Source organism: Pseudomonas sp. NPDC077451 (assembly GCF_044543345.1).
Taxonomy (GTDB): domain Bacteria; phylum Pseudomonadota; class Gammaproteobacteria; order Pseudomonadales; family Pseudomonadaceae; genus Stutzerimonas.
Window position 1 is genome coordinate 246,503 of the sequence record NZ_JBITVX010000007.1, and the last position, 13,426, is coordinate 259,928.

Annotated in this window: 12 protein-coding genes; 4 read left to right on the top strand and 8 right to left on the bottom strand. The window is 61.7% G+C overall.

Annotated elements, in window-relative coordinates; all coding sequences use genetic code 11:
• The first annotated feature begins 67 nt into the window (after window positions 1–67).
• Entirely contained in the window at window positions 68–847 is a 780-nt protein-coding gene (locus tag ACIGHL_RS13825; RefSeq protein ID WP_128120185.1) for an NRDE family protein, read from the top strand.
• Here the strand turns inward: ACIGHL_RS13825 and ptsP are convergent.
• Together ptsP and ACIGHL_RS13835 are read right to left on the bottom strand one after the other, a co-directional pair.
• Window positions 844–3,117 (bottom strand): phosphoenolpyruvate--protein phosphotransferase, encoded by a 2,274-nt coding sequence (gene ptsP / locus ACIGHL_RS13830; protein ID WP_128120184.1) that lies wholly within the window; start codon window positions 3,115–3,117, stop codon window positions 844–846. The two genes, ACIGHL_RS13825 and ptsP, sit on opposite strands and share 4 nt — an antisense overlap.
• Before the next feature lie 19 nt (window positions 3,118–3,136).
• Entirely contained in the window at window positions 3,137–3,616 is a 480-nt protein-coding gene (locus tag ACIGHL_RS13835) for an RNA pyrophosphohydrolase (protein ID WP_045432287.1), read from the bottom strand.
• A gap of 178 nt (window positions 3,617–3,794) precedes the next feature.
• Here ACIGHL_RS13835 and ACIGHL_RS13840 point away from each other — a divergent pair, with 178 nt between their 5' ends.
• A complete protein-coding gene (locus tag ACIGHL_RS13840; RefSeq protein ID WP_128120183.1) occupies window positions 3,795–4,448 on the top strand; it encodes a histidinol-phosphatase in 654 nt (217 codons plus the stop codon).
• 24 nt (window positions 4,449–4,472) lie between these two features.
• On the opposite strand, the gene ACIGHL_RS13845 is transcribed toward ACIGHL_RS13840, so the two are convergent.
• Window positions 4,473–4,913: a DUF2269 family protein gene (locus ACIGHL_RS13845; protein WP_128120182.1), complete on the bottom strand. Its 441-nt coding sequence runs from the start codon at window positions 4,911–4,913 to the stop codon at window positions 4,473–4,475.
• Window positions 4,914–4,934: 21 nt separating this feature from the next.
• The gene (ilvA, locus tag ACIGHL_RS13850; protein WP_128120181.1) at window positions 4,935–6,449 is read right to left on the bottom strand and encodes a threonine ammonia-lyase, biosynthetic; all 1,515 of its coding nucleotides are present in this window, start codon (window positions 6,447–6,449) and stop codon (window positions 4,935–4,937) included.
• A gap of 174 nt (window positions 6,450–6,623) precedes the next feature.
• On the opposite strand from ilvA, the gene rpiA reads away from it, so the two are divergent.
• On the top strand, window positions 6,624–7,295 hold the full coding sequence (gene rpiA / locus ACIGHL_RS13855; RefSeq protein WP_128120339.1) for a ribose-5-phosphate isomerase RpiA: 672 nt from the start codon (window positions 6,624–6,626) through the stop codon (window positions 7,293–7,295).
• A gap of 25 nt (window positions 7,296–7,320) precedes the next feature.
• Here rpiA and ACIGHL_RS13860 read toward each other — a convergent pair whose 3' ends face one another.
• The 4 genes from ACIGHL_RS13860 to ACIGHL_RS13875 form a co-directional block, all read right to left on the bottom strand.
• Window positions 7,321–8,235 (bottom strand): SdiA-regulated domain-containing protein, encoded by a 915-nt coding sequence (locus tag ACIGHL_RS13860; RefSeq protein ID WP_413818141.1) that lies wholly within the window; start codon window positions 8,233–8,235, stop codon window positions 7,321–7,323.
• 107 nt (window positions 8,236–8,342) lie between these two features.
• Entirely contained in the window at window positions 8,343–9,254 is a 912-nt protein-coding gene (locus tag ACIGHL_RS13865) for an SdiA-regulated domain-containing protein (protein ID WP_128120180.1), read from the bottom strand.
• Between the two features lie 101 nt (window positions 9,255–9,355).
• Entirely contained in the window at window positions 9,356–10,021 is a 666-nt protein-coding gene (locus tag ACIGHL_RS13870; RefSeq protein WP_046163012.1) for a fumarylacetoacetate hydrolase family protein, read from the bottom strand.
• Window positions 10,022–10,038: 17 nt separating this feature from the next.
• A complete protein-coding gene (locus ACIGHL_RS13875) occupies window positions 10,039–11,433 on the bottom strand; it encodes a D-2-hydroxyglutarate dehydrogenase (protein WP_045432291.1) in 1,395 nt (464 codons plus the stop codon).
• 197 nt (window positions 11,434–11,630) lie between these two features.
• On the opposite strand from ACIGHL_RS13875, the gene serA reads away from it, so the two are divergent.
• Window positions 11,631–12,860: a phosphoglycerate dehydrogenase gene (gene serA, locus ACIGHL_RS13880; protein ID WP_128120179.1), complete on the top strand. Its 1,230-nt coding sequence runs from the start codon at window positions 11,631–11,633 to the stop codon at window positions 12,858–12,860.
• Window positions 12,861–13,426 lie beyond the last annotated feature (566 nt).

Consider the following 13,426-nt stretch of genomic DNA (forward strand, 5'->3'; position numbering starts at 1 on the left):
AAGCGGGTTGCCGAGCCGGGCGGCTTGGCTTCAAGCTTTCGCCTCTCGCACCCAGCTGAGCCTAACCATGTGCCTGATCGTATTCGCCTGGCGCCCGTGCCACGCATTGCCGCTCATCGTCGCGGCCAACCGAGACGAATTTCATGCGCGTCCCAGTCTGCCGCTGGGTCACTGGGACGACGCGCCAGACATCGTAGCTGGGCGCGACCTCCTGGCGGGCGGGACCTGGATGGGAATCAGTGCAGCGGGACGCTTCGCGGCACTGACCAACATCCGCGCACCGGGTACCCCAGCCGGTGCGCGCTCACGAGGCGAGCTGCCCGAGCGCTATCTGCGCAGTGCTCTGTCACCCCAGGCTTACCTGAGCGAATTGACTGGCCACCTCGAGCATTACTCGGGTTTCAACCTTCTGGTCGGGGATGCGCGTGAGCTGTGGTATCTGAATTCAAAGTCCGCCACACCGGAACGGTTGCAAGCCGGTGTCTACGGCTTGTCCAACGCAGCGCTGAATACGCCCTGGCCGAAGCTCGTTCGCGCCCGCGCCGAGTTGCAGGCCAGTATCGACGCACCGGAGGTGGACACCCTGTTGCAGGTGTTGAGCGACCCCCAACCCGCCGCCGACGGCGATATGCCAAGCACCGGCGTGCCCTACGAATGGGAGAAGAAGCTGTCCAGCGTATTCATATCAAGCGCTGACTACGGCACTCGCGCCAGCACTGTACTGATTCGCCGCGCGGACGGCTCCGCACATATCACCGAGCGCCGCTTCGGACCGGCTGGGGTCTTGGATCAACGCCGCATCGACGTACCTTCATCCAGCCAGGTAAGCCGCTCGGATCCGATCTAGAGCGCCGCCGACGGGTTGAGCATGCGATCCAGCCCCAGGTTGCGCAGGGTCAACTGCACGGTGGCATGGATCACCTGAGGGCTGTCCATGACCATGACCTTGGCCAGCAGCTCGCGCGCCGTGACCGAGCTGATCTGACGCAGCATCCACTTCACCTTCGGCAGGTTGGTGGCATTCATCGACAGGCTGTCGAACCCCATCGCCAACAGCAAGATGGCCGCACCGGGGTCACCTGCCATCTCACCGCAGATGCTGACCGGCTTGCCTTCGCCGTGGGCTTCACGGACGACGCGCTGCAAGGCCTCGAGCACTGCCGGATGCAGGTAATCATAGAGATCGGCCACACGCGGGTTGTTGCGGTCAACCGCCAGCAGGTATTGGGTCAGGTCATTGGACCCCACCGAGAGGAAGTCCACCTGGCGCGCCAGTTCGCGGGTCAGGTAGACCGCAGCCGGCACTTCGATCATCACCCCTACCGGCGGCATTTCGACATCGGTGCCTTCGTCACGCACCTCGCCCCAGGCGCGGTGGATCAGGTGCAGGGCCTCTTCCAGCTCGCGCGTGCCGGAAATCATCGGCAGCAGAATGCGCAGGTTGTTCAGCCCGGCGCTGGCCTTGAGCATGGCGCGGGTCTGCAGCAGGAAAATCTCGGGGTGATCCAAGGTGACGCGGATGCCGCGCCAGCCGAGGAAGGGATTCTCTTCCTTGATCGGGAAGTACGGCAGGCTCTTGTCACCGCCGATATCGAGACTGCGCATGGTCACCGGCAGCGGGTGGAAGGCCTGGAGCTGCTCGCGATAGATCGCCATCTGCTCCTTCTCGCTGGGGAAGCGCTCCTTGATCATAAAGGGCACTTCGGTGCGATACAGGCCGACGCCCTCGGCGCCACGCTCCTGCGCCCGCACCACATCGGCGAGCAGGCCGGTATTCACCCAAAGCGGAATGCGCACACCGTCGGTGGTTTCGCAAGGCAGCTCGCGCAGGATGTCCAGGCCTTCGGATAGCTGCCGCTCCTGCTCGGCCAAGACCAGATACTGCTCGCGCAGCACCTTGGCAGGATTGGTGATGATCTCGCCACGGGTGCCGTCGATGATCAGCTCGATGCCGTCGACCTTCGAGTACGGCAGGTCGACCGCACCCATCACCGTCGGAATGCCCATTGCCCGGGCCAGGATCGCCACATGCGAGTTGCTCGAACCCAGCACCGACACCATGCCCATCAGCTTGCCTTCAGGCACTTCGCCGAGCATCGCCGGAGACAGTTCTTCACTGACGAGGATGGTGTTGTCCGGGTAGGTCAGCGTCTGCTGCCGGGCCTGCTGCAGATAGCCGAGCAGACGGCGGCCGATGTCTTTGACGTCGGAGGCGCGCTCACGCAGGTAGGCATCGTCCATCATCTCGAAGCGACCCACATGATCGGCAACGACTTGGCGTAACGCGCCTTGCGCCCACTGGCCGGTGCGAATGACCTTGGACACCTCGCCACCAAGGGCAGAGTCATCGAGCATCATCAGATAGACGTCGAACAGTGCGCGCTCTTCCTTGCGCATCTGCGTCGCTAGCTTGTCGGACAAGGCACGCATGTCGGCACGTACAGCCGCGAGCGCTGCTTCGAAAAGCTCAAGCTCGGCTGGAATGTTATCGATGGCTTTGTCGGGTACCACGTCCAGATCAGCAGGAGGCAGCACGACGACTGCCGTGCCTACCGCCGCCCCGGGCGCACCCGGAATACCGATGAAACGGGTTTCCTGAATGCCTTTGCCCTGCCGGCCGAGGCCGCGGATCGAGCCGGTTGCCTCGGCGTGGGCGATTACCCCGGCGAGCTGCGCGCTCATCGTAACCAGGAAGGCTTCCTCGCCTTCGTCGAATAGCCGCTGCTCTTTCTGCTGGATAACCAGTACGCCCATCACCCGCCGGTGGTGGATGATCGGTGCGCCGAGAAAAGAGGCGTAGCGCTCTTCACCGGTCTCGGCAAAGTAGCGATAGCGCGGGTGCTCGGAGGCATGCTCCAGGTTCAGCGGCTCCTCGCGGGTGCCAACCAAACCGACCAGACCCTCGTTGGGCGCCATGCTGACCTTGCCGATGGCTTTCTTGTTCAGGCCTTCGGTGGCCATGAGCACGAAGCGTCCGGATTCCGGATCGAGCAGGTAGACCGAGCAGACCTGGCTGGCCATGGCCTCCCGAACTCTCAGCACGATGATGCCCAACGCCGCCGTGAGGTCCTTGGCGGCATTGACTTCCTGGACGATCTTGCGAAGCGTGCCGAGCATGCTCAGGGGCTTTCTCCCGTCAATCCCGCGCCAGAAGGCGCGGGGCGAGTTCTTTTAAGGCGCGACGGTAAACCTCGCGCTTGAAGGTGACCACCTGGCCCAGCGGGTACCAGTAACTGACCCAGCGCCAACCGTCGAATTCTGGCTTGCCAGTCAGATCCATGCGCACCCGGTCTTCGGCGCCGGTGAGGCGCAGCAGAAACCACTTCTGTTTCTGACCGATGCACAGCGGCTGGCTGTGAGTACGCACCAGACGCTGCGGCAAGCGATAGCGCAACCAGCCGCGGGTGCAAGCAAGGATTTTCACATCCTGCTGTTCCAAACCGACTTCTTCGTTGAGTTCGCGGTAGAGGGCCTCTTCCGGCGTCTCGCGTGGATTGATTCCGCCTTGCGGAAATTGCCAGGCATCCTGATTAATCCGCCGAGCCCACAACACCTGCCCAACATCATTGGTCAGGATGATGCCGACATTGGGGCGAAAACCATCGGAGTCGATCACGGCAACAACCTCGCAAACGCATGTCGCGGCATTGTTCCACAAAAACGTGAAAAGCAGAAAGCGCGCATGGGGGCCATTGATCAACCGGAAGCGGCGCTCCATCGAAGTGCTTGGCATCTGCCATCTATCGAGCGATCCCGCTATGCTTCGCCCCCCTTCATCGCCCGAGGAACGCAGCGTGCGCCTAGCTCTATTCGATCTCGACAACACCCTCCTGGCCGGCGACAGCGACCACGCCTGGGGCGAATTTCTCTGCCAGCGCGGGCTGGTCGACGCCGAGGCCTATCGCGCCCGCAACGATGCTTTTTATCAGGACTACCTGGCCGGCGCGCTGGATGTGCTGGAGTATCAAAACTTCTGCCAGGAGCTGCTTGGGCGCAGCGAGATGCCGCAGCTTCAGCAATGGCATGCTGAGTTCATGCGCGACCACATCGAACCCATCGTGCTGGCGAAAGGCGAGGCACTGGTCCGCCAGCATCATGACGCCGGTGACCGGGTGGTGATCATCACCGCAACCAACCGCTTCATTACCGGGCCCATCGCCAAACGGCTGGGCGTCGATACCCTGCTGGCCACCGAATGCGAGATGCAGGAGGGACGCTACACCGGTCGGTTGACCGATGTGCCGTGCTTTCAGGAAGGCAAGGTGACACGGATCGAACGCTGGCTGAGGGATAATGACCAGAGCCTGGATGACAGCTATTTCTACAGCGACTCGCGCAACGACCTGCCATTGCTCGAGCGGGTCAGCCATCCAGTCGCGGTCGATCCTGACCCGACGTTGAGGGAGATCGCGCAGCAGCGAGGCTGGGAGATCATAAGCCTGCGCTGAACACCAGCCGCCCCACGGGAGCCGCTAGACAGGTTTGGCTCCCATCAGGCCCATGATTGCGACAAGAATCAGCAGGATCAGACCGGCATAGACCAGCGCAAAACGCGGCAGCTTCGCCGGAGCAGGACCGTCACCCACCTGCTGCCAGGCACGCAGGCGGCCGCTGAGCAGCAGCGTGAGCGGTACGAGGATCAGGAACAGCACCGAACTGGCCAGCAGCCACAGCTGGCCGAGCGGAAAGCCTGCCAGATGGGCCAACCACCAACCTGTCACCGGCAGCAGCAATCCCAACACGGCGAGCAAGGGCAGCGACATCAGCCGGGTCCGCCGCAGTTTATTCTGCAATACGGCCGGATCTGCCCGTCGCCAGGCCTTCCACAGCATGGCGATATGGGCGATGAGCCCGAGCGTGAGCAATATCGCCAGCACGGCGTGGGTGATGTTCAGCAGTTGGTAATGTTCCATTGATCCTCACGGTACGGCTGATCAGCCGAGAAACAGTTGGTAGGCCGGATTGTCCGTTTCGTCCCAGTAGCGGTAACCGATCTTGTCCAGCGCGGCGGGCAACAGGTGACGGTCCTCGGCGGGTACTTGCAAGCCGGCCACTACTCGACCGTCGGCAGCACCATGGTTGCGGTAGTGGAACATCGAAATATTCCAGCGCCCGCCGAGGTTGTTGAGAAAGTTGAACAGCGCGCCCGGACGCTCCGGGAATTCGAAGCGATACACCACCTCATCGCTGACCGCCGAGGCATGGCCGCCGACCATGTGACGTGTGTGCAGCTTGGCCAGCTCATTGTCGGTGAGATCGAGTACCGGGAAACCCTTGGCGCGCAACCCTTCCACTAACGCCGCACGCGGATCGTTTTCTGGATGCGTCTGCACCCCGACGAAGATGTGCGCTTCGCGGTCCTGGTGGTAGCGGTAGTTGAACTCGGTGATCTGGCGCTTGCCGATGGCCTCGCAGAACGCCTTGAAGCTTCCTGGCTCCTCGGGGATGGTCACGGCGATGATCGCTTCGCGCTTCTCGCCCAGCTCGGCCCGCTCGGCCACGTGGCGCAGGCGGTCGAAATTGACGTTGGCACCCGAATCGATACCGACCAGCACTTGGTTCTCGACCCCGTCGCGCTCGACGTAGCGCTTGATCCCGGCCACCGCCAGGGCACCGGCCGGCTCTGTGATCGAGCGGGTGTCGTCGTAGATGTCCTTGATGGCCGCACAGATTTCGTCGGTACTGACCGTGATCACTTCATCGACATGGTGCCGGCAGATATCGAAGGTGTATTGACCGATCTGCGCCACCGCCACCCCATCGGCGAACAACCCCACCTGCGGCAGTACCACGCGCTCGCCAGCGGCCATCGCCTGCTGCAGGCAGTTGGAATCGTCCGGCTCCACACCGATGACCTTGATCTCGGGACGCAGATATTTGATGTACGCGGCCACGCCCGCGATCAGCCCGCCGCCGCCCACTGGCACAAAGATCGCGTCCAGCTGGCCCTGATGCTGGCGAAGAATTTCCATCGCCACGGTGCCCTGCCCGGCAATGACGTGCGGATCGTCGTAGGGGTGGATATAGACGTAGCCCTTTTCCTCCACCAGCCGCAGCGAGTAGGCCAGCGCCTCGGGAAAGGCATCCCCGTGTAGCACCACCTTGCCGCCGCGAGCTCGCACGCCCTGCACCTTCAGTTCTGGCGTGGTGCGCGGCATGACGATGGTCGCCTTGATACCCAGCTCACGGGCCGCCAAGGCCAGGCCCTGCGCATGGTTGCCGGCCGATGCGGTGACCACGCCGCGCGCCAGCTCCTCGGGTGACAGCTGCGCCAGCTTGTTATAGGCACCGCGAATCTTGAAGGAGAACACCGGCTGCAGATCCTCGCGCTTGAGCAGAATCTGGTTACCCAGCCGCTCGGAAAGCTGGCGGGCAGGCTGCAACGGGGTTTCCACCGCAACGTCATAGACGCGCGAGGTGAGGATCTTCTTGACGTACTGTTCGAGCATCGTGAGCTATCTTGGCGGGCCTTGCGGGGCAGACGAGTCTACTCTGCGAAAAACCCTGCGACCACCGTCAATCGGCGCGCAAAACAGCAGTACAGCCTTAGCAGGCAAGACCCGCCGATGAGCCCCCGCTATACTCTTGCCCTTCGACTCACTCACCGCCCGGACCTTTACGCCATGACTCAGGATCAACTCAAGCAGGCTGTCGCCCAGGCCGCTGTCGACTTCATCGTGCCGCAGCTCACCGACCGCAGCATCGTCGGCGTTGGCACCGGTTCCACCGCCAATTTCTTCATCGATCTGCTGGCCAAGCACAAAGGCTTCTTCGACGGCGCGGTAGCCAGTTCCGAAGCCACCGCCGAGCGCCTGAAAGGCCACGGCATCCCAGTTTACGACCTGAATTCGGTATCGGACCTTGAGTTCTACGTCGACGGTGCCGACGAGACCAACAGCCATTTGGAACTGATCAAGGGCGGCGGCGCAGCCCTGACCCGGGAAAAGATCGTCGCCGCAGTGGCCCGCACCTTCATCTGCATTGCCGACGGCAGCAAGCTGGTCGAGCGCCTCGGCGAGTTTCCCCTGCCGGTCGAAGTGATTCCAATGGCCCGCAGCCACGTGGCACGTGAACTGGTCAGGCTGGGTGGCGATCCGGTCTACCGTGAAGGCGTGGTGACCGACAATGGCAATGTCATTCTCGACGTGCATAACCTTATGATCGGTTTCGCCCCGGATGTGGAAGCGCAGATCAACAACATTGTCGGCGTGGTCACCAACGGGCTCTTCGCTGCACGCCCTGCCGACATTCTGCTGCTGGGCACCAAAGATGGCGTTCAGACCCTGAAGCGTTGAGCCGAGCCAGCCGAGCCAATGCTGGCTAGTCGGCCTTGCGAAATACATAGAACAAATTGGGCTCGCTGACGAGGTAGATCGTGCCGTCCGGGCCCATGGCGATGCCTTCGGCCTGAGGCACATCCGCCTCCAGCCCATGGTCGCCGGCCTTGAGCGACAATGCGCTGATAGCTTTGCCATGGATGTCCAGTTCGACCACCAAGCGAGACTCGTCCGAAAGCGCCAGCAAGTGGCCCGTCTGCTGGTCATATTGCAGGCTGGACAGATCCCGCACGAACAGATCGGCGTCGCGCTCGCGGTCCTCGCTGACGTGTACGCCCAGCGGCTGGTCATCCTCGGCGTAGGGAAAGCCCTCGACCTCATAAATGCGCACCGGATCGCGCTCCTTCGCCACGAACAAGCGCTTGCCGGCCACGTCGTAAGCCAGCCCCTCGAAACCCTTGTTCCCGTTCTGCCCGATTCCCAACGACAATTGTTGACTGGCGGCCGCATCGATCGACTCGGTGCGTTCACTCACCTCAACTCGCAACAGACGCTGCAGGCGCTCATCGCTGATCACATAGACGCCGCGCGAGATGTACTCGATCGCCTCCGGGTCACCGAAGCCCACCAGCGGAATCGCCCGTGACAGCTTGCCATCGAGGCTGAGCTCAAGCAGCTGCGGTTTGCCGTTGGTGATGGCGATTAGGCTGTTGCGGTCGGGATCGAAGGTCAGCGCCGAGAGGTCGTCATCGATCCCTTCGACCACCTGCGCCTGGATGTCCGCGCGATAGCCCGGCAGCCAGAGGGATACCTCCTGCAGCCGATCGGCCTGCCGCCACTGGCTGAAGTGAAACAAGGTTTGCTCGAACAGGTGAAGGTGCTGACCGACAGCCACAGCCAGCAGCAATGCCGCACCGGCCAGGGCGGTTGATATCCATTTCAAAACAGGGCGCATCATGCTCACTTCTCAAGGACGGGACTGAAAGTGTGCCCGCCCAGGCTTAGCTGAGCCTTAATGGCTGCTGGCGGCGCAGCGCATGCATGGACTTCGCTGGCCCCTGCTTGTTACCGCTTGCGCCTGAACACGTAGAGAAGATTGGGTTCGGCTACGACGTAGATATCGCCGTGCTCGTCCATGGCGACGCCCTCGGCCTGGTCTATTCCCTCAACCAAACCATTGAGGCCGCCGAGCAGCCTGATGAAGCTGAGCGGCCGGCCTCGCTGGTCGAGCTCGACCAGCAGGCGCGATTCATCGGACAGCATCAGGGTGTGGCCGGTACGCGGGTCGATAGTCACCGATGAGATGTCACGCACCAGCAGCGGCTGCTCGGGCCAGGCCTCAAGGATGCCGGCGGCGCCGTCCTCCCCGGGAAAAGGCAGTTCGAACAATCCCTGCGGATCGCGCTCCTTGGCCAACAGCATGCGTTTGGTGCGCGGATTCCAGGCCAGCCCTTCAAAGCCTTTATTACCTGCACCGTCGAAACCCAAGTCATAGGTTGCGAGATCATCAAGATCGAGACTTTCCACCCCTGGCGCCAGCCGAAACACAGCAACCAGCCGACGCCGCTCGTCGACGATACCGAGTCGCCCGTCATCCAGCGCTTCGACCGCTTCAGGATCAGAGAATCCGGTCAGGGTGATGCGCCGCAGCACGACGCCGCCAGGGGAAAACTCCACGAGCTGCGGGTTTTGGCCGGTGACAGTAAACAGCGTCCCGGTCGCTGCATTCCAAGTCAGCCCAGAAGTTTCGTCGTCTTCCAGGCCAAACAATGTGGTCTCCAGTGCCAGCTCATAATCTGGCAACCAGATGCTCGCCGCGCGCTCTTGAGAATCGACGTATTGCTCGTGCCAGTAGAGTTTCAGCTGGTCGTCCCAATGCAGCATCCAGCCGACCAGCACGGCCATTGCGATGGTTAGGATTAGGGAAACGTACAGAAGCAAGCGGAGGCGGGACGGTCGGACGGCGGCGTCAGGCATGTAGGCGAACCCAAGTAGAGCGTGCAATTACAGCATGACCTTTACAGGCAGGATATAGCGCTGCAGGCCGGATACGTCAGACGTACCCGGGCCATGCTGGGTTAAAGCACGCGACTCTCGAAGCGAGACAACCCGACCAGTTCCAGTACCAGCTCGTCACCCTGATGGAGGGGGCCTACACCCACAGGCGTGCCGGTCAGGACCACGTCGCCCGGCTGCAGGCTGAAGTGTCCGGCGATGTGCTGCAGCAGCGGCAGGATGGCGTTGAGCATCTGGTTGCTGTTGCCGTCCTGACGCACCTCACCGTTAATGGTCAGGCGCACACCGATATCGGTCAGATCCTCCACTGCATCGCCCGGCACGAATGGTGCCAGCACACAGGCACCATCAAAGCTTTTAGCGATTTCCCATGGATGGCCCTTTTCCTTCAGTTTGGCCTGCACGTCGCGCAGGGTCAGGTCGAGGGCTGGGGCGAACCCGGAAATCGCGTCGCGAACCTCTTCTTCGTTCGGCTTGCGCGACAACGGCTTGCCGATCAGCACGGCGATTTCCGCCTCGTAGTGCACGGCACCACGGTCAGAGGGAATGCTGAAGCCGCTGTCCAGCGGCACGGTGCAGCTGCCGGCCTTGATGAACAGCAGGGGCTCGGTCGGCACCGGGTTGTTCAGCTCTTTGGCGTGCTCGGCGTAGTTACGGCCGATGCAGACGACTTTGCCCAACGGGTAATGGATCGTGGTGCCGTCGGTGTACTGGTGCTTGTAGGTCATGGAGAGTTCCTGTCTGCTCAAACAGCGAAAATCTTGCCCGGATTCATGATGCCGTTCGGATCGAAGGCTGCCTTAACTGCCTTCATGTACTCAATTTCCACCGGCGAACGGCTGTACTCGAGGTAGTCACGCTTGGTCATGCCGACGCCATGTTCGGCGGAGATCGAACCGTTGTACTTCTGCACGGTTTCGAACACCCACTTGTTCACCGTCGCGCACTTGCCGAAGAACTCGTCCTTGTCCATCGCATCGGGCTTGAGGATGTTCAGGTGCAGGTTGCCGTCGCCGATGTGGCCGAACCAGACGATCTCGAAGTCCGGATAGTGCTCACCGACGATGGCGTCGATTTCCTTGAGGAAGGCCGGCACCTTGGCAATGGTGACGGAGATGTCGTTCTTGTACGGCGTCCAGTGGCTGATGGTCTCGGAGATGTACTCGCGCAGCTTCCACAGGTTCTGCAGCTGCTGCTCGCTCTGGCTCATCACGCCATCGAGCACCCAGCCCTGCTCAACGCAATGCTCGAACGTCGCCAACGCCTGATCGGCGCGCTCATCGGTGGTGGCTTCGAATTCCAGCAGCGCGTAGAACGGGCAGCTGGTTTCGAACGGTGCCGGCACGTCGCCGCGGCCGAGCACCTTGGCCAGCGCCTTGTCGGAAAAAAACTCGAAGGCAGTCAGGTCCAGCTTGTCCTGAAAGGCGTGCAGCACCGGCATGATCGAGTCGAAGTCCGGCGTGCCCAGCACCAGCGCAGTCAGATTGGTTGGCTGGCGCTCCAAGCGCATGGTCGCCTCGACGACGAAGCCCAGCGTGCCCTCGGCACCGATGAAGAGCTGGCGCAGGTCATAGCCGGTGGCGTTCTTGATCAGGTCCCTGTTCAGCTCGAGCAGATCGCCCTTGCCAGTGACGACCTTAAGACCCGCCACCCAGTTACGGGTCATGCCATAGCGAATCACCTTGATCCCGCCTGCGTTGGTCCCGATGTTGCCGCCGATCTGGCTGGAGCCTGCGGAAGCGAAGTCCACCGGGTAATACAGGCCCTTGTCTTCGGCGAACTGCTGCAGCTGTGCGGTGACCACGCCCGGCTGGCAGACCGCGGTGCGGTCCATCTCGTTGAATTCGAGAATCTGGTTCATGTAATCGAACGACACCACCACTTCGCCATTGGCCGCCACCGCGGCAGCGGAAAGGCCAGTGCGGCCGCCCGAGGGCACCAGAGCGATCTTTCGCTCGTTCGCCCAGCGCACGATTGCCTGCACCTGCTCGATGGTCTTCGGGAACACGATGGCCGAGGGTGCCGGGGCGTACTGCTTGGTCCAGTCCTTGCCATAGGTGTTCAGCGAATCGGCATCGGTCAGCACCTTGCCAGGCTCGACCAGGGTCTTCAGCTCGTCGATCAGGGCGGGGTCGGTCATCATGGGAACTCTCATTCGATTCATGGTCACCCTGAGTACGCTTCAGCTCAGGACATGGGTGTTTCGAGGGGTGCGTATGCTAGCATACGCACCCTTTTGAAACGTGCCTCGGCAGACTCCCGACACCGCTGATACCGGGTCGGCCAGCCTTCGCTGGACACTTCGTTCTACCCTTCGGCCTTAAGGTTTAAATGCAGATGAGCCAGACCTCTCTCGACAAGAGCAAGATCAAGTTCCTTCTTCTCGAAGGCGTGCACCAGAACGCTGTCGACACCCTCAAGGCCGCCGGCTACTCCAACATCGAGTACCTCAAGACCGCGCTGACCGAGTCGGAGCTGAAAGAGAAGATCGCCGACGTCCATTTCATCGGGATTCGTTCGCGCACTCAACTCACCGAGGACGTCTTCGAAGCAGCAAAAAAACTGATCGCCGTCGGCTGTTTCTGCATCGGCACCAACCAGGTCGATCTCAATGCCGCCCGTGAGCGCGGCATTGCGGTGTTCAACGCACCCTACTCCAACACTCGCTCGGTGGCCGAGCTGGTGCTCGCCGAAGCCATCCTGCTGCTGCGGGGCATTCCGGAGAAGAACGCGTCCTGCCATCGCGGCGGTTGGATCAAGTCGGCAGCCAACTCCTTCGAAATTCGCGGCAAGAAGCTGGGCATCATCGGCTACGGCTCCATCGGCACGCAGCTGTCGGTGCTCGCCGAAGGCCTCGGCATGCAGGTGTTCTTCTATGACGTGGTGACCAAGCTGCCGCTGGGCAACGCCACTCAGATCGGCTCGCTGTACGAACTGCTGGGCATGTGCGACATCGTCTCCCTGCACGTCCCCGAGCTGCCATCCACTCAGTGGATGATCGGTGAGAAGGAAATCCGCGCCATGAAGAAAGGCGCAATCCTGATCAACGCCGCCCGCGGCACCGTGGTCGAGCTGGATCACCTCGCCGCTGCGATCAAGGACGAGCACCTCATCGGCGCCGCCATCGACGTGTTCCCGGTCGAGCCCAAATCCAACGATGAAGAGTTCGAAAGCCCGCTGCGTGGCCTGGATCGTGTGATCCTGACCCCACACATCGGCGGCTCGACCGCCGAAGCACAGGCCAACATCGGCCTGGAAGTGGCGGAAAAGCTGGTCAAGTACAGCGACAACGGCACCTCGGTATCGTCCGTCAACTTCCCGGAAGTGGCCTTGCCATCGCACCCCGGTAAGCACCGCCTGCTACACGTCCACCAGAACATCCCGGGCGTGATGAGCGAGATCAACAAGGTGTTCGCCGACAACGGCATCAACATCTGCGGCCAGTTCCTACAGACCAACGAGAAGGTTGGCTACGTCGTCATCGATGTAGATAAGGAATATTCCGACCTGGCGCTTGAAAAACTGCTGCAGGTCAACGGCACCATCCGCAGCCGCGTGCTGTTCTAAGCGCTGCACTGGCAGTATCGAACGGGAGGCTTAGGTCTCCCGTTTTCGTTTTGCCGCATGACTATCACGGTTTCGCACGATTGTTCAGCTGGCTGAGGCTGAATCGCCGCTTTCGCCCGAACGTGGATCCTGCCGATCCGGCGATGATGGGCGCTCGGCAGGCGTAACGGGCGGCACCTCAGGCGGTACTTCCAGCGTTGGGGGCCTCGGATGGCCTTGGCTGTCATCTCCGCTCTCGATTACATCCTGCCGCGGCTCGCGCGTGTCCAGTGGATGTTCGCGGGCTTTCTCAGGGTGCGTCGGACCAGTGCCGGCGGCGATTGCCAACGACGCAGCCATCAATGTTGAAACGGCTAAAGAAACGCGTATAGCCATGAGCGTCTCCCGATTAGGGGTCATGGGGTTCCGGACGCAATCAGCTGCGACAGCAAGACGCCAACGGTTGCGCAAGAAAAAGCCCCGTCCGAAGCCGTAATGCTGTTCACTTAAGCGGAGCAGCCTTACGATCCACCGGATACCGGGTTTTGGAAATCTTCACCGTCCTTGGCCTCCCTGGCCTTGGACGG